The 18,660-nt window shown below is 61.8% G+C and carries 18 protein-coding genes; 8 read left to right on the top strand and 10 right to left on the bottom strand.

Annotated elements, in window-relative coordinates; genetic code table 11:
- Positions 1-7: 7 nt before the first annotated feature.
- Positions 8-1,009 carry an ABC transporter substrate-binding protein gene (locus BOP96_RS21180; protein ID WP_073453950.1) on the bottom strand — a complete coding sequence of 334 codons (1,002 nt, stop codon included), beginning with the start codon at positions 1,007-1,009 and terminating at the stop codon, positions 8-10.
- 279 nt (positions 1,010-1,288) lie between these two features.
- Between BOP96_RS21180 and BOP96_RS21175 the strand changes: the two genes are divergently transcribed.
- Together BOP96_RS21175 and BOP96_RS21170 are read left to right on the top strand one after the other, a co-directional pair.
- Positions 1,289-2,887, top strand: coding sequence for an ABC transporter permease (locus BOP96_RS21175; protein ID WP_073453949.1), 1,599 nt, complete (start codon positions 1,289-1,291; stop codon positions 2,885-2,887).
- Positions 2,884-3,699: an ABC transporter ATP-binding protein gene (locus BOP96_RS21170; RefSeq protein ID WP_073453947.1), complete on the top strand. Its 816-nt coding sequence runs from the start codon at positions 2,884-2,886 to the stop codon at positions 3,697-3,699. Before BOP96_RS21175 ends, BOP96_RS21170 begins: the two co-directional genes overlap by 4 nt.
- On the opposite strand, the gene BOP96_RS21165 is transcribed toward BOP96_RS21170, so the two are convergent.
- Positions 3,686-4,756 (bottom strand): fatty acid desaturase, encoded by a 1,071-nt coding sequence (locus tag BOP96_RS21165; protein WP_073453945.1) that lies wholly within the window; start codon positions 4,754-4,756, stop codon positions 3,686-3,688. The genes BOP96_RS21170 and BOP96_RS21165 overlap by 14 nt on opposite strands.
- 101 nt (positions 4,757-4,857) lie before the next feature.
- Here BOP96_RS21165 and BOP96_RS21160 point away from each other — a divergent pair, with 101 nt between their 5' ends.
- The 3 genes from BOP96_RS21160 (at position 4,858) to uraH (ending at position 6,999) form a co-directional block, all read left to right on the top strand.
- A complete protein-coding gene (locus BOP96_RS21160; RefSeq protein WP_073453943.1) occupies positions 4,858-5,862 on the top strand; it encodes an AraC family transcriptional regulator in 1,005 nt (334 codons plus the stop codon).
- Positions 5,863-6,087: 225 nt separating this feature from the next.
- Positions 6,088-6,561 (top strand): GlcG/HbpS family heme-binding protein, encoded by a 474-nt coding sequence (locus BOP96_RS21155; RefSeq protein WP_073453941.1) that lies wholly within the window; start codon positions 6,088-6,090, stop codon positions 6,559-6,561.
- A gap of 27 nt (positions 6,562-6,588) precedes the next feature.
- Complete coding sequence (gene uraH / locus BOP96_RS21150; RefSeq protein WP_073453939.1) at positions 6,589-6,999, top strand: hydroxyisourate hydrolase; 411 nt, start codon at positions 6,589-6,591, stop codon at positions 6,997-6,999.
- On the opposite strand, the gene BOP96_RS21145 is transcribed toward uraH, so the two are convergent.
- On the bottom strand, positions 6,994-7,680 hold the full coding sequence (locus tag BOP96_RS21145) for a Crp/Fnr family transcriptional regulator (protein WP_073453937.1): 687 nt from the start codon (positions 7,678-7,680) through the stop codon (positions 6,994-6,996). The two genes, uraH and BOP96_RS21145, sit on opposite strands and share 6 nt — an antisense overlap.
- Before the next feature lie 83 nt (positions 7,681-7,763).
- Between BOP96_RS21145 and BOP96_RS21140 the strand changes: the two genes are divergently transcribed.
- Positions 7,764-8,288, top strand: a complete 525-nt coding sequence (locus BOP96_RS21140) for an Mpo1 family 2-hydroxy fatty acid dioxygenase (RefSeq protein WP_060767862.1) — start codon at positions 7,764-7,766, stop codon at positions 8,286-8,288.
- 127 nt (positions 8,289-8,415) lie between these two features.
- Here the strand turns inward: BOP96_RS21140 and BOP96_RS21135 are convergent, their stop codons facing one another.
- From BOP96_RS21135 to dibA, 6 genes are all read right to left on the bottom strand, one after another.
- On the bottom strand, positions 8,416-9,396 hold the full coding sequence (locus BOP96_RS21135) for a sulfate/molybdate ABC transporter ATP-binding protein (RefSeq protein ID WP_073453936.1): 981 nt from the start codon (positions 9,394-9,396) through the stop codon (positions 8,416-8,418).
- 3 nt (positions 9,397-9,399) lie between these two features.
- Positions 9,400-10,272, bottom strand: a complete 873-nt coding sequence (cysW, locus tag BOP96_RS21130) for a sulfate ABC transporter permease subunit CysW (RefSeq protein WP_014716421.1) — start codon at positions 10,270-10,272, stop codon at positions 9,400-9,402.
- A 13-nt stretch (positions 10,273-10,285) separates the two neighbouring features.
- Positions 10,286-11,104 (bottom strand): sulfate ABC transporter permease subunit CysT, encoded by an 819-nt coding sequence (gene cysT, locus BOP96_RS21125; protein WP_003187564.1) that lies wholly within the window; start codon positions 11,102-11,104, stop codon positions 10,286-10,288.
- Between the two features lie 199 nt (positions 11,105-11,303).
- On the bottom strand, positions 11,304-12,314 hold the full coding sequence (locus tag BOP96_RS21120) for a sulfate ABC transporter substrate-binding protein (protein WP_014716420.1): 1,011 nt from the start codon (positions 12,312-12,314) through the stop codon (positions 11,304-11,306).
- A gap of 64 nt (positions 12,315-12,378) precedes the next feature.
- The gene (oscA, locus tag BOP96_RS21115; protein WP_003170956.1) at positions 12,379-12,561 is read right to left on the bottom strand and encodes a sulfur starvation response protein OscA; all 183 of its coding nucleotides are present in this window, start codon (positions 12,559-12,561) and stop codon (positions 12,379-12,381) included.
- 296 nt (positions 12,562-12,857) lie between these two features.
- Complete coding sequence (gene dibA, locus BOP96_RS21110; protein WP_073453934.1) at positions 12,858-14,774, bottom strand: phosphodiesterase DibA; 1,917 nt, start codon at positions 14,772-14,774, stop codon at positions 12,858-12,860.
- A 166-nt stretch (positions 14,775-14,940) separates the two neighbouring features.
- Between dibA and desA the strand changes: the two genes are divergently transcribed.
- Positions 14,941-16,125, top strand: coding sequence for a delta-9 fatty acid desaturase DesA (desA, locus tag BOP96_RS21105; RefSeq protein ID WP_003187559.1), 1,185 nt, complete (start codon positions 14,941-14,943; stop codon positions 16,123-16,125).
- Positions 16,126-16,312: 187 nt separating this feature from the next.
- Positions 16,313-17,314, top strand: coding sequence for a GGDEF domain-containing protein (locus tag BOP96_RS21100; RefSeq protein ID WP_032894198.1), 1,002 nt, complete (start codon positions 16,313-16,315; stop codon positions 17,312-17,314).
- A gap of 99 nt (positions 17,315-17,413) precedes the next feature.
- Here the strand turns inward: BOP96_RS21100 and BOP96_RS21095 are convergent, their stop codons facing one another.
- Positions 17,414-18,616 carry an HDOD domain-containing protein gene (locus tag BOP96_RS21095; RefSeq protein WP_073453932.1) on the bottom strand — a complete coding sequence of 401 codons (1,203 nt, stop codon included), beginning with the start codon at positions 18,614-18,616 and terminating at the stop codon, positions 17,414-17,416.
- Positions 18,617-18,660: the final 44 nt, after the last annotated feature.

The raw sequence follows: 18,660 nt of genomic DNA, 5'->3' as shown, positions 1-18,660 counted from the left end.
GACAAGCTCAGAGCCCTGCCGCCACCAGCCCAGGCGCCACCCAATCAATCACCTGAAACGACTTGCGAATCAACTTCTCCCCGGACGCCAAGTCCACCGCATCCTGCAATTTGCCAAGGAACACCGGGTCCAGCGTGGAGGGGAAAACTTCGCTGAGTTTCTGGTCTTTCAAATCATTGGTGAGGATCACCGGCGGGTAACTGGCCAGCCCTGACACCAGTGCGATGTACGCCTGTTTGTTGTTGTCATCGGTCAACCACTGCACCGCTTGCTGCTGGGCCTTGAGCAACGTGGCCACGGCGTCTGGGTGTTCATCGACGAATTTGGAGCTGCCCACCAGCACGGCCTGGATGCTGCCGGCATCGCCCAGGTCCTTGGTGGTCAGCGGTATTTCTGCCAAACCTTTGGCCTGCAACGCCGTCAGGGTGGACCCGCCCCAGGTGGCGTCAATCTGCTTGGCGGCCAGGGCGGCAGCGGCCGCGTTGAAGTCCAGGTTGATCACCTTAAGGTCCTTCTCGCTCAAGCCCTGGCTGGCCAATGCGCTGTCGAACGACAACTGGCTGGCCGTGCCTCGGAACACCGCCACGCGCTTGCCCTTGAGGTCTTGCAAGGTCTTGATGCCGGAGCCCGGCACCACGCCGAGGTAGTGTTTCACTCCCCGTGCAGAGGCGCTGAGCAGCCGCGTATCCAGGCCATTGGAGCGGCCGATGATCGCTGCCAGGTCGCCCAGATAGGCCAGGTCCACCTGGCCGTTGGCGAACGCTTCATTGATCACCGGACCGGCGCCCTTGAAGTAATTCCACTGGATCTTGATGCCTTGGTCGGCAAAGGCTTTTTCAAAGATCTGCTGTTCACGCAACACGTCGGTGATGCCACCGCCGCTGTGCTGGCTGCCGGCACTGAGGTCGGGCACTGCGATGCGGATTTCCTTGAGGTCGGCGGCATGCACCAACCCGGCCAGGGCGGTGCCGGCGAACAGGCTGATCAGACGTTTAAAGGGCAGTTTCATAAGCGCAGCTCCTGGTGGGCGACGGTCGCCTGGGGAGCAAAAAGTAGGCATAGACTGAACAAAACTTTAAATACTATAAATTCACAATTTAATAGCATTTAGAAATATGCAAGCTAACCCGCAGCCTCCAGAGGCATATGCATAAACAGCATCGAAAATATTCTTCGAATGCATTGGATGCGTGGCGGTGTGAGGCTTTAAATGACTTTTCTTATCTCACAATCATCTTGATCACGCTTTTGTAAGATCGAAATCACATAACGCATTCGGAGGTCTTCCATGGCCCGGATTTCACTTCTGAGCCTGCCGCTGGCGGCCCCGTCTAAAGGCATCGCGCCGCGCTGGGCGCAGCTGGGCCAGCGTTTATTGCCGTGGCTGCTGCCGCTCACGCTGTTTGCCTTATGGTGGCTGGCCAGCCGCAATCATTGGATGAGCGAGCAGATTCTGCCCACCCCCGCCCTGGTGTGGAACAGCGCGGTGGAGTTGGCCGCTGGCGAGTTATGGAGCCATCTGGCGATCAGCTTGCAGCGCTTGTTCTGGGGCCTGCTGGCCGGTGTCAGTGCCGGCGCGATACTCGGCGCGTCCCTGGGTTTCAGTGCGCGCGCCGAGCGCTTGGTGTTCCCGACGTTCAGCGCGCTGGCGCAAGTGCCGACCCTCGCCTGGATCCCCCTGTTCATGGTGTTTTTCGGCATTGGCGAAACCCTCAAGCTGGTGGTGCTGGTCAAGGCCATCGTGGTGCCCGTGACCCTGCATACCCTGGTGGGCGTGCGCGATGCCCAGCCCAACCTGCGCGAAGCTGCCCGGGTGCTGCGCCTGCCTGGCCACTTGCTGATCCGCCGCCTGGTCCTGCCCGCCGCACTGCCTGCGTTTATGGCCGGCGTACGCCTGGCCCTGGCCGCCGGCTGGACCTCCCTGCTGGCCGTGGAGCTGCTGGCCTCCAGCGAAGGCATCGGCTACCTGATGGTGTGGGCGCGCCAGTTGTTCATGCTCGATATCGTCTTCGTGTGCATCGTGGTCATTGGCGTGCTGGGTGTGGTGATGGACCGCGGCATCGGCTGGCTGGATCGCCAGTGGGTGCACTGGCCCCACCCCGCCACCGCGCAGATCCGCCGCGGGCCACGCTATGAAGGCTGGCAACGCCTGCAGCCCTGGTTGTTACCTTTGCTGTTGTTGGCGCTGTGGCAGGCCGCGACGCAACAGGGCTGGGTAGACCCGAACATTCTGGTCAGCCCCTGGGCCGTGCTGCAAACCATCCTGGCCGGCGTGCTGGATGGCAGCTTGACCACCGCCCTGGGCAAAAGCCTGGGACGGGCCCTGGGCGGCTTGTTGCTCGGCGGCAGCCTGGGCTTTGCCGTGGGCTTGTGGCTGGGGTTGTCGCGGCGCAGTGAACGACTGCTCGGCCCAACCTTGTCCGCGTTGCGCCAGATTGCCATTTTCGCCTGGGTGCCACTGTTGACCGCCTGGTTCGGCCTGGGTGAGTTGGCCAAGTGGGTGTTTATCGCCCTCGCCGCCTTCTTCCCGTTGTTTATTGCCACCCAGCGCAGCGTGCTCAACCTGTCGCCCCAGTTGCGCGAAGCCGCGCAGGTGCTGCGCCTGAACCTCTGGCAACGCCTGCGCCGCCTGGTGCTGCCGGGTGCCGCGTCGGGGATTTTCGCCGGCCTGCGCCTGAGCCTGATCTACGCGTGGATGGGCACCCTCGGCGCCGAATACTTCATGCCCTCCAATGGCGGCATCGGCAGCCTGATGATCGGCGCCCAACAGCTGCTGCGCATGGACCTGATCATGAGCGGCATGCTGCTGGTCGGCCTCACCGGCGCCGTTCTCAACCTGATCGGCCAACGCCTCGAAACCCGCGCCACTCGCTGGAGACACGCATGAACGCACCAATTGTCAGCTTCAACCACGTGGGCAAGTCCTTCGACGTCGATGGCTTCGAACTGGAAGCCATCCGCGAATTCAACCTGGAGGTGGCCGAAGGGGAATTCGTCGCGATTGTCGGCGCCAGCGGTTGCGGCAAGTCCACCCTGCTGCGCCTGCTGGTGGGGCTCGATACGCAGTATCGCGGCGAGATCCAGGTGGATGGTAACGCCGTCAGCGGGATCGGCGGCGAACGCGGTATTGTGTTCCAGGAGCACCGTTTGTTTCCGTGGCTGACCGTGGCGCAAAACATCGGCCTGGGCCTGGTCAACGAGCCGCTGAGCGAAGCCGAACGCACGCGGCGCATCGGTGATTTTATCGAGCTGGTGGGCCTGACTGACTTCACCCGCGCCTACCCCCACCAACTCTCCGGCGGCATGGCGCAACGGGTGGCGATTGCCCGCGGCCTGGTGGCCAGCCCGCGCATCCTGTTGCTGGACGAACCCTTCGGCGCCCTGGATGCACTGACGCGCCAGCAGATGCAGGACGAACTGCTGGCGATTCGTGCCCGCGCCAGGATCACCACGGTGCTGGTGACCCACGATGTGGAAGAGGCGATTTTCCTCGCCGATCGCGTGGTGGTGATGGAGCCGCGTCCGGGGCGAATCAAGCAGGTCGTCGAGATCGCCCTGCCTCATCCGCGCCAGCGCAGCAGTTTTGAATTCCACCAGCTACGCGAAGAGCTGTTGCACGAATTAACCAGCGACGACCATTACCAACCGCCAGTGCGCGAACAGATCCGTGACCTGCCATTGGCGTTCATTGCTTGCTGAAAGAAAGCTCAGTGCGCGGGTGTTCCTGGGGCTCCAGGCGATTGGCTCGCGCAAACGTGCCCAAATCATTGAAGCGCACCCCCATCTCGGCCATGACCTTGTGCGCCACCTTGGCGGTCATCTGGCGGATGTAGAACGGTTCTTTCACCACAAAGTGATGGATGCCGTGGGTGCTGCCGAAGTTGAAGCAGAACGCCTGCAACGGCCACAGCCACCAAGGGTTCAGCACTTGGGTTTGCTGAATCACATTGCCCAGTTCCACATCGCCGTAGTAATGCATGTTGGAGCTGACAAAGTGCAGGCAGAAGGTGCGCAACACGTTCGGGCCGATGATCACCACCGCAGCGATATCGATCACCTGCATCACCTGCAAGGTACCGGCTGACCACTGAATGGGCGCGCCCATCAAACTGGCAATGCCATTGGCGGCATGAAAGCCCAGGAAGACGTACCACGCGCCCCAATGCAGCAAGGCCAGCGGTGCGTACACCAGCAGCACGCGCTTGAGGATACTGAACCTGTGCGGCCAGGTCTTGGCGCGCAACAGACGGATCAAGGCCGACATCATGTTGTCCCCCACCATCAGCAACCGTGCGATGCCCCAGGGTTCGCCATTGGTGATCGCGCGCTCTTCCATGTCGGCTTCTGTGCCCGAGACCTTGTGATGGTTGAGGTGCAGGTGCCGGCGTATCCATGGGTTGATGGTGCTTGGCCGCGCCAGCCATACCAGGCCCATCATCAGGTTGTGGGGCACGCGTTGCTTGCGAAAGTACATGCTGTGGATCAGGTCGTGTTCCAACTCATGAGTGAGCGAGGCGAAGAAAGCATTGAGCAGCAGACACACCCACCAGGCCATATGACCGCTGATATAGAGCGCTGCCGAGCCGAGCATGCCCAGCAGGGCAAAGGCCAGGATGCCCGCGCCCAGCGCGTCCTGATGCAACAACCAGGGGTGCCGCTGGCGCAAGCGCACGCCTTCGGCCATCACCACCTCGCGGATATGCGCCGAACGCTGTTGCGCGTTCAACGGCTGGGGGCTTGCAGAAGTACCGTCCATGCTTCCATTCTCTTGTGAAGTGATGCCTGAATCCTGCACCTAACCCTAGCGCAGGACGCTAGCCGCGCACGCCAATCTGTTGACCACAAGCGCCAATTGCCATGACCGAACCCACTTCCCTCGCCAGCTGGACCCGTGCCCTGCGCAAGCAGCTCGACGCCCTGGGCCTCGACAGCGCCGCGCTGTGCGCCGAAGCCGGGCTGGACCCGCAGCAGATGGACGACCCCAACGCCCGCTACCGGTTGTCGGCCACCACGCGCCTATGGACGCTGGCGGTACAGGCCAGTGGCGACCCGGCGATTGGGCTGCGGGTGTCGCGGTTTGTCAGCCCCACCACCTTTCATGCGCTGGGTTACGCATTGGTGGCCAGCGGCAGCTTGCGCGAGGTGTTCGAGCGCATCGTGCGCTATCACCAGGTGGTCAGTGATGCCCTGGACCTGGAGCTGAGCCGCCACGGCGACATCTACCGTTTTCGCCTGCTCCAACCTCCAGGCAGCCCCGCGCCCGCGCCGGAAGCGATTGATGCCTTTGCGGCGATCTACGTACGCACCTGTCGCAACCGCCTGGGTCGCGACTATGCGCCGTTGGCCGTTTACCTGCGGCGCCCGGAACCCGCCGACCCCGAGCCGTGGCACAGGGTATTTCGCGCGCCGGTATGGTTTGCCGCCGACGAAGACCGCCTGGAATTCGCCGCCAGCGATTTCGACAGCCATCTGGACGACGCCAACCCGGAGCTGGCCGAACACAACGAAACCGTGCTCAAGCGCACCCTCGCCCAACTGCAACCGTTGACCTGGGAACGCAAGGTGCGCGCCGCCATCGAGACGCAATTGCCAGACGGCGAGCCAAGCGCCGAACGTATTGCCCAAGCGCTGCACTTGAGCCTGCGCAGCTTGCAGCGGCATCTGGCCGATGAAGGCTGTCGATTCGACGCCTTGCTCAATGAGTGCCGGCAAAACCTGGCGTTATTACACCTGCGTGACCCGCAGTGCTCACTGGCCGAGATCAGCCATTTGCTGGGGTTTGCCGATACCAGCAGTTTCAATCGTGCGTTCAAGCGCTGGACGGGGATGACGCCGGGGCAGTTTCGCGAGGGGTTGCAGTAGTTGTACGGTGTTTGCTGTAAGGGCCTCATCGCAGGCAAGCCAGCTCCCACATGATGTGACCCATTCTCCTGTGGGAGCTGGCTTGTCGGGTCGCTGCATCGCTGCGATGAGGCCGGTACAACCACCACAAACTCCTGAGTTTGATTACAAACCTGTCATCCAATTGTGCGGCTTTTGTCCGCGTCCGCTGGTTACCGTGTTGGCCTGCTTTCTGGAGCCCTCACTATGTACCGCACTGCCTTGTTCCTGAGCCTCGCCGTGGCCACCGTCGCCCAGGCGGCACCACAATTACCACGCCATGCCGAGCTGGATCTGCACACCGCTCGCCAACTGGCCGACGCCAGCCTGGCCCACTGCACCGCGGCGCTGACCGTACTCGACCGCGGTGGCAACCTGTTGCTGGGCCTGCGCGCTGACGGTGTCGGCCCGCACAACAGCGTCGCCAGCCAACGCAAGGCGTACACGGCGCTGTCGACAAAAACCCCGACCCGGCTGTTTGCCGAACGGGCGCGTAATAACCCCGAGGCCGCCAACCTCAACAGCTTGCCCGAGCTGCTGTTGCTCGGCGGCGGCGTGCCGCTGTTTGCCGATGCCGAACTGGTCGGTGCGCTGGGCATCGCCGGTGCCGGTGGCGCCGCGCAGGATGAAGCCTGCGCCGTACAAGCCGCCGAGCAACTGGGCTTGAAAATCACCCCTTGATTCCACTTCCCTCAAAAGGACTTCGCGATGAAAACGTTGAGCATGACCCTTGCCGCACTGACCTTGAGTGGCCTGTGCAACCTGGCCCTGGCCGACGGCAACCCCCTGAGCGTGCACGTACTCAACCTGGAAAACGGCCTGCCAAGCGCCGGTGTCAACGTGACCCTGGAACAGCACGTGGGCGATAAATGGCAGTCGCTGTCTGAAGGTGTGACCAACCAGCAAGGCCGCATCGCCGAGCTGTTCCCGGCCAACCGCAGCATGCAGCCGGGCGAGTACCGCGTGGTGTTCAAGACCGGCGATTACTACAAGAAGGCGAACCGCGAGACGTTCTTCCCCGAGGTGCCGGTGATTTTCCAGGTCAAGCAGGCCGACCAGCACTACCACATCCCGCTGCTGCTCAGCCCTTACGGCTTCTCCACCTATCGCGGTTCATAGGCCCGCGGCCAGCCGCAGCCCATTGAGGTCGCGTATCTCGATGGCGCCGTAACTCAAGCCGATAATGCCCTGTTGCTCCAGCGCCTTGAGCAGACTGTTGATGGTCTGGCGCGACAGGCCCAGCATCGCCGCCAGATCCTCCTGGGGCAGTTGCAGCACGCGGCGCGCCTGCTCAACTTCGCCATAGCCTTGGGCGATCATCAGCAGCCGATGGGCCAGGCGCTTTGAAGCGGGCATCAGGCTCATCTGTTCGATATTGATCAACGACAGCCGCAGTTTATGGCTCATCAACAGTGCCATCTCCCGCCAGAACAGCGGATGCTGTTCGAGAATGCCGAGCATCGCCGCCTGCGGCACCTGCAGCAGTCTGCAAGCACCCGTGGCCAAGGCATCGTGGGTGCGCGGCAGGTTGTCGAACAGGCAGATCTCGCCGAACCAGTAGGGCGTTTCCACCAGGCTCAACACCGCTTCCTTGCCTTGGGCACTGACCGCACTGATGCGCACCGTGCCTTCCAGCACCGCATACACGCCGCACGGCGGGTCACCGCGCTTGAACAGGTACTGCCCCGTCGCCAGCACACGCAACCGCGCCGCCCCCAGCAGGCTACGCTGCAAGTCAGGCGGCAAATGGCTGAACCAATGACCGCGAGCCAATTGCGCGTGCCATGTCCCTGTGTCCATGCGAACTCCGAAGATTGTCGCCCAATTGACAGTTAGGCACCGACTGACAGGGCATGATCAAACATCCTACAGGAGGAACAACAATGAAAAGCCTCGTCGACCACCTCAGTCAATACGCCGCATACCACCGCGACCCACGCAACATCGCCAGCCACTTCATCGGTATTCCGTTGATTGTGGTGGCGGTGGCCGTGCTGTTGTCGCGCCCCGAATGGTCGATGGGCGGGCTGTGGCTATCACCTGCGGTACTGCTGGCGTTGTTTTCGGCGTGGTTTTATCTGCGCCTAGAACTGGCCTTGGGCGTGTTGATGACGGTGCTGATGGGCTTGTCGGTGTGGGCCGGGCATGTGCTGGCGGCGCAAAGCACGGCGGTGTGGCTGAGCAGCGGCGTGGGGATGTTTGTGGTGGGCTGGGTGATTCAGTTCGTCGGGCATTACTACGAAGGCAGGAAGCCTGCGTTTGTGGATGATGTGTCGGGGCTGATCGTAGGGCCGTTGTTTGTGGTGGCGGAGTTGGCGTTTTTGCTGGGGTTGCGGCAGGACCTCAAGCGCCAGATTGAAGAGCGCTCTGGGCCGGTGGGAGTACGCGGGAAAAACGCCACGGTCTAACAAGTACTGAACATCCAATGTGGGAGCCGGGCTTGCCCGCGATGGCGGTGGATCAGTTGGCATAACTGTCGACTGACACACCGCCATCGCGGGCAAGCCCGGCTCCCACAAGGGTTTTGCAGTGTTATTAGGCTTTTTGCCAGACCTTGGGTTTGAAGAACAGGGTCTCGCCCCGCGCCAACCCGGTGAGGCTGTCATGGTCTTTCACCACTTCGGCCTCGATCAACTCGCTTTGGCCTTCGACCTTCAAGGTCACGCGAGTAGTCGCGCCCAACGGCCGAATATCCCGCACTTGCGCCGCATGGTGATCTTCCAGTTCATGGCGTGACAACGACACTTCGTGGGGACGGAACAGCAGGTGCTTGTCTTCGCCCAAATGCAGGCGGTTGGAGTCCCCCAGGAAGTGATAGACAAAGTCGCTGGCCGGGTTTTCGTAGACGTCGCCCGGTGAACCGATCTGCTCGATCGCGCCCTTGTTCATCACCACGATACGGTCGGCGACTTCCATGGCCTCTTCCTGGTCGTGGGTCACGAAGACCGAGGTCAGGTTGATGTCCTCGTGCAGGCGCGCCAGCCAGCGGCGCAGTTCTTTACGCACCTTGGCATCAAGGGCGCCGAACGGCTCGTCGAGCAGCAGAACCTTGGGCTCCACCGCCAAGGCGCGGGCCAGGGCGATACGCTGGCGCTGGCCACCGGAAAGTTGTTCCGGGTAGCGGTCGGACAACCAATCGAGCTGCACCATGTTCAGCAGCTCGTGAACCTTGCTCGCGATCTGGCTTTCGGTGGGGCGTTGGTTTTTCGGCTTCATGCGCAGGCCGAAAGCGACGTTGTCGAACACGGTCATGTGGCGGAACAGCGCGTAGTGCTGGAACACAAAGCCCACGTTGCGATCACGCACATCGTGGCCGGAGACGTCTTCACCATGGAACACGATGCTGCCGGCGTCCGGGGTTTCCAGGCCGGCGATGATGCGCAGCAACGTGGTCTTGCCGCAGCCGGACGGGCCCAGCAACGCCACCAGCTCGCCACTCTGGATATCCAGGTTGATGCTGTCCAGGGCCTTGAAGGCGTTGAAGTTCTTGCTGACATTACGGACTTCGATCGACATGACTTATTCCTCACCCGCGCTGTTGCGCAGGCGGTTGATTCGGTTCTCGCTCCACTGCTTGAGCAGCAGGATGAAGAGCGCCAGGATCAGCAACAGGCTGGCCACCGCAAACGCGGCAACGTGGTTGTATTCGTTGTAGAGAATCTCGACATGCAGCGGCAGCGTGTTGGTGACGCCGCGAATGTGGCCGGACACCACCGACACCGCGCCGAACTCACCCATGGCCCGCGCCGTACACAGCACCACGCCGTAGATCAGGCCCCACTTGATGTTCGGCACGGTGACATGCCAGAACATCTGCCAGCCATTGGCGCCCAGCAGGCGCGCGGCTTCTTCTTCCTGGGTGCCCTGCTCCTGCATCAGCGGGATCAACTCACGGGCCACGAACGGCACGGTGACGAAGATGGTCGCCAGCACGATGCCCGGCAGGGCGAACACGATCTGGATGTCATGCTCTTGCAGCCACGGCCCGAAGAAGCCCTGGGCGCCGAACATCAACACGTACACCAGGCCGGCGATCACCGGCGAGACCGAGAACGGCAGGTCGATCAGCGTGACCAGGATGCTCTTGCCACGGAACGAGTACTTGCTCACGCACCAGGCGGCGCTGACGCCGAACACCAGGTTGAGCGGCACCGAAATCAGCACGGCGATCACCGTGAGTTTCAACGCCGACAGCGCGTCTGGCTCAAGGATTGCCGTGAAGAACGTGCCGAGGCCGTTCTTCAAGCCCTGGGACACCACCACCAGCAATGGCAGCAGCAGAAACAGGACGAATACCAGCCAGCCAAGGCCGATCAGGATACGTCGCGAGGTCGCACTGCCACGCCGAGCGGCGTTGGCCGAGGACGCGGCGGAAATAGACGATTGGGACATGTTCCGCGCCTCCTTATGGACGTTCGATGCGCCGCTGCAACAGGTTGATCAGCAGCAGCAAGACAAAGGACACCACCAGCATCAGCACACCAATGGAGGTGGCGCCGCGGTAGTCGTATTGGTCGAGCTTGACCATGATCAGCAATGGCAGGATTTCGGTTTTCATCGGCATGTTGCCAGCGATGAAGATCACCGACCCGTACTCACCCACGCCTCGGGCAAACGCCAGGGCGAAGCCGGTCAGCCAGGCGGGCAACAATGCCGGCACGAGGATGTAGCGGAACACCTGCAACGGCTTGGCGCCGAGGCAGGCGGCGGCCTCTTCGATTTCCCGGGGGATGTCGGCCAGTACCGGCTGCACCGTGCGCACCACGAAGGGCAACGTGACGAAGGTCAGCGCCAGGGTGATACCCAGGGGGGTGTAGGCGATCTTGAAACCCAGGTCGGCGGCAAACTGGCCGACCAGGCCGTTGGGCGCGTACAGCGCCGTCAGCGCGATACCGGCGACGGCGGTGGGCAGGGCGAACGGCAGGTCGATCATCGCGTCGATGACCTTGCGCCCGGGGAAGGTGTAGCGCACCAGCACCCAGGCCAACAAAGTGCCAATCACACCGTTGATGAGTGCGGCGTACAGCGCGGTACTGAAGCTCAGCTTCAAGGCCGCCAGCACGCGAGGCGCGGAGATGATGTTCCAGAACTGATCCCAGGTGAGTTGAGCGGCGTGTACAAACATCGCCGCCAGGGGGATGAGTACGATCAGGCTGAGGTACACCACGGTGTAGCCCAGCGTCAGCCCGAAGCCGGGTATGACGGGGGAGATACGACGCGACATAAGAGTCCTTGGTTAAAGGGTAGAAACCACTGTAGGAGCGTGCGTTCTGTGGCAGCTGGCTTTTCTGTGGGAGCCGGGCTTGCCCGCGATGCAGGCACCTCGGTGTATCAGCCACACCATGGTGATGCTATCGCAGGCAAGCCAGCTCCCACACCAGCCCAGTCCCTACAGAAAGTCAGGCCCCTACAGGTACTTTGGCTTATTGCGCCGTGTAGATCTGGTCGAACACGCCACCGTCATTGAAGAATTTCGGTTGGGCAGTTTTCCAGCCGCCGAAGTCTTTGTCGATAGTCACCAGGTCCAGTTTCGGGAACTGCTGGGCGTATTTGGCGGCGACTTTTTCATCCCGTGGACGGTAGAAGTTCTTCGCCGCAATCTCCTGGCCCGCCGGGCTGTACAGGTGGTTGAGGTACGCGGTGGCGATCTCGGTGTTGCCCTTTTTCTCGGCGTTCTTGTCCACAACGGCCACAGGCGGTTCCGCCAGGATCGACAGGGAAGGCACGACGATGTCGAACTTGTCGGCGCCGCCGTCTTCCTTCAAGGCCAGGAACGCCTCGTTTTCCCACGCCAGCAGCACGTCACCCTGGCCGTTGTTGACGAAGGTAATGGTAGAACCGCGCGCGCCGGTGTCCAGTATCGGCACGTGCTTGAACAGCTCTTTGACGTATTCCTGGGCCTTGGCTTCGCTGCCGCCGGCCTTGAGGCCGTAGGCCCAGGCGGCGAGGAAGTTCCAGCGTGCACCGCCGGAGGTTTTCGGGTTGGGCGTGATCACCGACACGTCTTTCTTGATCAGGTCGCCCCAGTCCTTGATGCCTTTGGGGTTGCCCTTGCGCACCAGGAACACGATGGTGGAGGTGTATGGGGTGCTGGCGTCCGGCAGGCGGGTCTGCCAGTTCTCCGGCAGGGTCTTGCCCAGCTTGGCGACTTCATCAATGTCACCGGCCAGGGCCAGGGTCACTACGTCGGCGCGCAGGCCGTCAATCACTGCGCGTGCTTGCTTGCCCGAGCCACCGTGGGACTGCTGGATCTTGACGTTGTCGCCGGGGTGGGACTGTTTCCAGAAGCTGGTGAACTCAGCGTTGTAATCCTGGTACAGCTCACGGGTGGGGTCGTACGAGACGTTGAGCAACTCGTAGTCCTTGGCAACGGCGGAACCGGCAAACACGGCACTGGCCAATGCGGCCAAGGCATAACGGCGAATCGACGACATAGAAGCTCCTGAAATTCTTGAGTGTTGGCTTTTCTTGTAATTGCGGGTCTATCGCCGTTCTTGCTCAGCTCGGTTTGTTACCGGGGTTCTGCAGACGGAATTTTTCCTTGCGTTCGATCTGTACCACTTGGGCGTTGTGTACGGTGATTTCCACCGCGCCAAACCGCAGGTCGCGCAGGGCGCTCTGGATTTCACGCAAAATGGCTGCTTCGTCCTGGCCGTCAACGCTACGTAGAGATGCGCTCATGGTCTCGCTCCTGAAAATGAGTAGTGCCTGGCAGTGGCGGCACTGCTTGCGGCGTGAGGGCGATAGTAGATAAGCGCGGATATTCTTAAAAATACTATTTAAGAATGTTTATATAACCAGAAAGAATTTTCTGATAGGGCATGGGGTTGCAAGGGTTTCCACAGAAAAAACGCTCATGCACAGTCGCCGCAGAACCCTGTGGGAGCTGGCTTGCCTGCGAAAGCGGTGGTGCAGTAACACATGCAGCGACTGACACACCGCCTTCGCGGGCAAGCCCGGCTCCCACATTGACCGCGTCAGTCCTGGCGGATCAGAGGTGCTCGGGTCCAGTCGATTTCATCAGCCGGCATCGGCCGTCCAAACCAGTACCCCTGGCCCATGTCGCATTCCTGATCCAGTAGGAACCGCGCCTGTTCCACCTGCTCAATTCCTTCGGCGTGCACCTGCATGCCCATGCTTTTGGCCAGGGCGATCACCACGCGCACAATCGCCGCGTCGTCTTCGTCCCACGGCAAGCCCGCCACAAAGCCCTGGTCGATCTTGAGCTTCTGCACCGGCAGACGCTTGAGGCGCAGCAACGAGGAATAGCCGGTGCCAAAGTCGTCGACCGCCAGGCGCAGGCCCAGTTCGCGCAGGCGGTGCAGTTGCTCCAACGCGACTTCCGGGTCGTCCATCACGGCGCTCTCGGTGACTTCCAGCTCCAGGAAGGCCGGGTCCAGCCCAGTGGTGTGCAGCACTTGGGCCACTTGCTCATACAGCTCGCGCCGGGCAAACAGGCGGCTGGAGACATTGATTGCGATAAAGCTCAGCGGCGCGCCGTCGGCCAGCCATTGGCACATCTGGCGGCAGGCCTGGTCCATCACCCACGCATCGATGTCGGCAATCAACCCGGTGCGCTCGGCGATGGGGATGAACTCGCCCGGCGGTACCAGGCCGCGTTCCGGGTGCTGCCAGCGCACCAGTGCTTCAACGCCGACCAAACGGCTGTCGTGCAGGTCGTGCACCGGCTGGTAATACACGCGCAGCTCATGTTGGTCGAGGGCGCGACGCAGCTCGCCGGCGATTTCTACCCGGTGTTGGGCGTGGGCGGTCAGCTCTTCGGTATACAACGCGTAGCCTTCGCGCCCAGCACTCTTGGCCTTGAACAACGCGGAATCGGCGTTGCGCAGCAATTGCTCGGCGCTCAGGGAGTCACTGGGGAACAGGCTGATACCGATACTGGCGCTGATAAACAGCTGGTTGCCGTCAAAAATGAACGGATCCTTCATGGCGTTGAGCATGCGCTGCGCCAAGGCCGCCGCTTGCACCACCTGCGGGCAGCTTTCGGCCAGCACGGCAAACTCGTCGCCCCCCAGGCGCGCCAGGGTAACCCCCGGCCCAAACAGGCCGCTGAGGCGTTCGGCCACCAACTTGAGCAATTGATCGCCAACGTTATGGCCCAGGCTGTCGTTGATGATCTTGAAGTGGTCCAGGTCCATCAACAGCAGGGCGCAGCCACGTTTATGCACCTGCGCGGAGGCCAGGGCCTGCTCGGCGCGATCGGTGAACAGCAGGCGATTGGGCAGGTCGGTGAGCGGGTCATGGTGTGCCAGGTGCGCCAATTCGTGCTCGGAGTTCTTCATGGCGCTGATGTCCGAAAACACCGCCACGTAGTGGCTGACCTGGCCCTGGTCATCGTGAATCACGCGGATGGTTTGCCACTGGGGGTACACCTCGCCGCTTTTACGTCGATTCCAGATTTCGCCGCTCCACTCGCCGGTGCTTTGCAGGGCATGGAACATTTGCTGGTAGAAATGCGCCGAGTGGCGCCCGGACTTGAACAGGCTTGGCCGTTGGCCCATCACGTCGTCGCGCTGGTAGCCGGTGATCTCCATAAACGCGCGGTTGACGTGCACGATCAGCCCCTGGGTATCGGTGACCAGCACCCCTTCGCGGGTGCAATCGAACACCGCAGCGGCCTGACGCAGGCGCTCGCGGTTCTCTTTCAGGGGTTGTTGCAACGCATGGGCACGGGCAAAACGCCAGCCAATCCAGTAAATGAGCAAGGCGCTGAGGCTGACCCACACATAACCGCGCGCTTGCAGCCAGCGTCCCTGCTCCAAGGGTTCATCGATAAAGTTGATTAATAGGTAATGGCTGAGCTGGAGCCAAAGGATGGAAACCAGCAGGTACACCAACCCCGCACGTAGGGCACCTCGGTATGAAAACAGCATATGCTTAGTAATCCTTACTAAATAACCAGAATCGCCCTACAAAGGATCAGGATTATAGAGGAGGAAACACTTTGTAAGTCTTATCTGAAACGGTGACTGGTTTTATCTGCAAAGGAAGTGATAATGCGGGTGCTGTTTTTTTCTTTATCTGAGGGCCATACAGCCTATGTGGTACAACGGTTTTCTTGATCTGTCCGCCTGGCAACTGGTGGCAGTCACGCTGTTGATGACCCACGTGACCATTATTGGGGTCACTGTCTATCTGCACCGTTATTCGGCCCATCGCTCGCTCGAGCTCAATGCCGGCCTTAAACACTTCTTCCGCTTCTGGCTGTGGCTGACCACGGCGCAGAACACTCGCGAGTGGACCGCCATCCACCGCAAGCACCACGCCAAATGCGAAACCGTCGATGACCCGCACAGCCCGGTGATCAAGGGCTTGTCCACCGTGCTGCGCAAAGGTGCCGAGCTGTACCGCGCCGAGGCGGAAAACCCCGAGACCCTGCGTATCTACGGCAAAAACTGCCCGGACGACTGGATCGAACGCAATCTCTACACGCGCTACCCGCTGTTGGGCGTGGCGCTCATGGGCGTGATCGACCTGCTGCTGTTCGGCACCATCGGTATCACTATCTGGGCGATCCAGATGATGTGGATCCCGTTCTGGGCCGCCGGCGTGATCAACGGCCTGGGGCATGCCGTGGGCTATCGCAACTTCGAATGCCGTGACGCCGCCACCAACCTGGTGCCGTGGGGCATCATCGTCGGCGGCGAAGAGCTGCACAACAACCACCACACCTACCCTAACTCGGCCAAGCTGTCGGTGAAGAAGTGGGAGTTCGACCTGGGCTGGGCCTGGATCAAGGTGTTCAGCTTCCTGCGCCTGGCCAAGGTGCAGCGTGTAGCGCCCATCGCCCACCGCGTCGAAGGCAAGGGCAGCCTGGACATGGACACCGCCATGGCGATCCTCAACAACCGCTTCCAGATCATGGCCCAATACCGCAAGTTGGTGATTGGCCCGCTGGTCAAGCAGGAGCTGGAGAAGGTCGATCATTCGGTACGCCACCAGTTCCACCGCGCCAAGCGCCTGCTGTCGCGGGAAACCAGCTTGCTGGAAGACCGCCATCACCTGCGCATCCAGAGCATGCTGGAACACAGCCATGCCCTGACCGTGATCTACGAAAAGCGCCTGGCGCTGCAGCAGATCTGGCTCAAGACCAGTTCCAACGGCCACGACATGCTGGCGGCGATCAAGGAATGGGTGCATGAAGCCGAGGCCAGTGGCATCCAATCCCTGCGCGATTTTGCCCACCAGTTGAAGACTTACTCGTTGCGTCCTACAGCAGCGTGAGGGCGCCGTGGGAGGGTTCGCCCTCCCACGCACTGGCTTTTTGGCGTCATTTTCCGGGCACCGTCAATCCACGCCGTTCACGGAACTTCACCGCAATTCCCCTCTCTCAAAGAACACTTCGCCATCATGGTGACCCCTTGTAGTGACCGCTTTTGCACCTGCGGCGCGCCCAGAGAGAGTTGTACCGATGGTTCACGAAAAGCCCAGCCTGCCCGATGTGCCCACCGCAGAGCCGCCGCGCCCGGCCGCGGCGGCGACCCTGTTGGCGCTCATGCATGCTCAAGGTGAAGTCGAGCGGCTGAGTGAGCGTGAGCAACTGCTCAGTTCCCTGCTGGTCAGCGTGAACGCCGTGCTCTGGGCCATCGACTGGGAAACACGCCGCGTGCTGTATGTGAGCCCGGCGTACGAGCGCCTGTTTGGCCGCTCTGCCGGCCTGCTGCTGGCCGACCACCGCGAATGGCGCAACAGCGTTCACCCCGAAGACCTCGACTACGCCGAACACAGCCTGGCCCGTGTGCTGGAACAGGGCGCCGTGGAGGACCGCGAGTACCGCATCATCACCGCTGACGGGCAGATCCGCTGGTTGAGCGACAAGTGCTACATCAACCAGCAGGTGGTGCCCGGTGAAGCGCTGATCGTGGTGGGCATCGCCGAAGACATCACCGAAAAGAAGCAACTTGAGCTGGAACTGCATCGCCTCGCCACCACCGACGTACTGACCCAAAGCAGCAACCGGCGACACTTCTTCGAACTCGCCAACCAGGCGTTCGACAATGCCTGCGCGCAGGGCACGCCGCTGGCGTTCCTGTTGCTGGACATCGATGATTTCAAAGACATCAACGACACCTATGGCCACCTGGAGGGCGACCAGGTGCTGCGGCGCATCGCCGAGAGCGGTCGCGGGGTATTGCGCCGTGGCGACCTGTTCGGACGCGTTGGCGGCGAAGAATTTGCTGCTGTGCTGCCGGGTTGCCCACCGGAGATGGCCCTGCAGGTTGCCGAGCGGTTGGGCAAGGAAATCCAGGCATTGGTGTTCAGCTACGAAGGGCATGAATTCAATGTGACCGTCAGCCAAGGCCTGGCCGGCCTGCGCGAAGATGACTCCACCCTCGACAGCCTGTTTGCGCGAGCGGATGCGGCGATGTACGAGGCCAAGCGCCAGGGCAAGAACCGCGTTATCGCCGGTTAACACCGACCCACTGTGGGAGCTGGCTTGCCTGCGATGGCGTCTTGACTGACCCACCGCTATCGCAGGCAAGCCAGCTCCCACAGTGGGTCGGTGTGTGTTTCAGGTTTTGCGCACTCGGGTCAGTTCCGACAAGCCTACCTTGAGCAGCCGCGCGGTCTTGCTGCCTGCCAGTTCTTCGAGCCCTTCGTGCTCGGTCAGCCGCGCCATTTGCACCGCCAGGTTCACCACCAGGGCTTCGCGCGAATACACCCCGCCTTCAAGTGAATAGATCCCCGCGATCAACTGCCGCAACTCCAGCGGCAAGCGCCAACGTGTGCGCAATGCCGAACCGTAGGCGGCGCCAAAGGCCTCAAGGGATTCGCCGATGGTTTGGTCATCCAGGGCGCCACCGCCCTGGCGCCAGTCTTCCAGGCAGCGCAACAAAGCCAAGTCGCCCAAGCGATGCAGGATGCAGGCGCTGTAGCAACGCTCGTGATCGAGCTCTAGCATGCGCGCCAGGCGCCGGGCGTAGTCGGCGCTGTCCTGGGACAGTTGCCAGTGCCGCTCGGCGTAGGCCACCAGCCCGGGGTCACCCAACACCACGTTGTGCTTGAGCGCCAGGCCCAGGATGAGATTCATGCTCTGGCCGGGCACCAACTTATGCAGGGCCTCTGACAGGGTCTGCACCGGCGTGCCGTGGTAGCCGGCGCTGTTGGCGGCGGCGATGAGTACGGCGGTGATTTGCGGGTCGCTGTGCACCTGGCCTTCCAACTGCTTGAGGTCCAGGCCTTCGGGGCCGAGGCTGCGTTGCACGGCAGCTTTCACATCCACGCGCAGCGGCGCGCCATCGCAGACCTCGCGGCGCCGCTCAAGGAAGGCGGGCAAGGTCATGCCCGGCGCCAGCGGTGGGATTTCGCAGTACACGCTTTCGCCTTCGTTGAGCAGCAGGTCTTGCAGGCGCTGGGTCAGGCTTTCCATGTTCAGCGGGCGGGTGAGGTAGGCGGTGGGCGCCAGGGGCAAGGCTTCGCGCACGCTGGCACTGTCGTTGCGACTGCTCAGCAAGATAAACGGCAGCGAACGGCGTTTCTGGCGCACGCTGCGCAGCAGGCTCAGGCCATCCACGCCCGGCAGCTCCCAATCGGCCAAGATCAGGTCATAGGTTTTTTCGCCCAACAGCGTGGCGGCGTGTTGCCCATCGGCGCACACATCCAGCCGTGCGTCACAGCGCACATTCAACAGCACTTGCTTGAGCAGGTCCCGCGACCAAGGGTCTGCTTCGGCGATTAACACTCGGGGTACAGCGGGTAAATCAACAGCAGTCATCCAGCACGCTCCATCGGCAATGCTTGCACCTTAGACAATGCAGG

Source organism: Pseudomonas sp. FSL W5-0203 (assembly GCF_001896155.1).
In the GTDB taxonomy this organism is placed as follows: Bacteria; Pseudomonadota; Gammaproteobacteria; order Pseudomonadales; family Pseudomonadaceae; genus Aquipseudomonas; species Aquipseudomonas paracarnis.
Note: the sequence above shows the minus strand (reverse complement) of the source record. Positions and strands in the feature narration are given on the sequence as shown.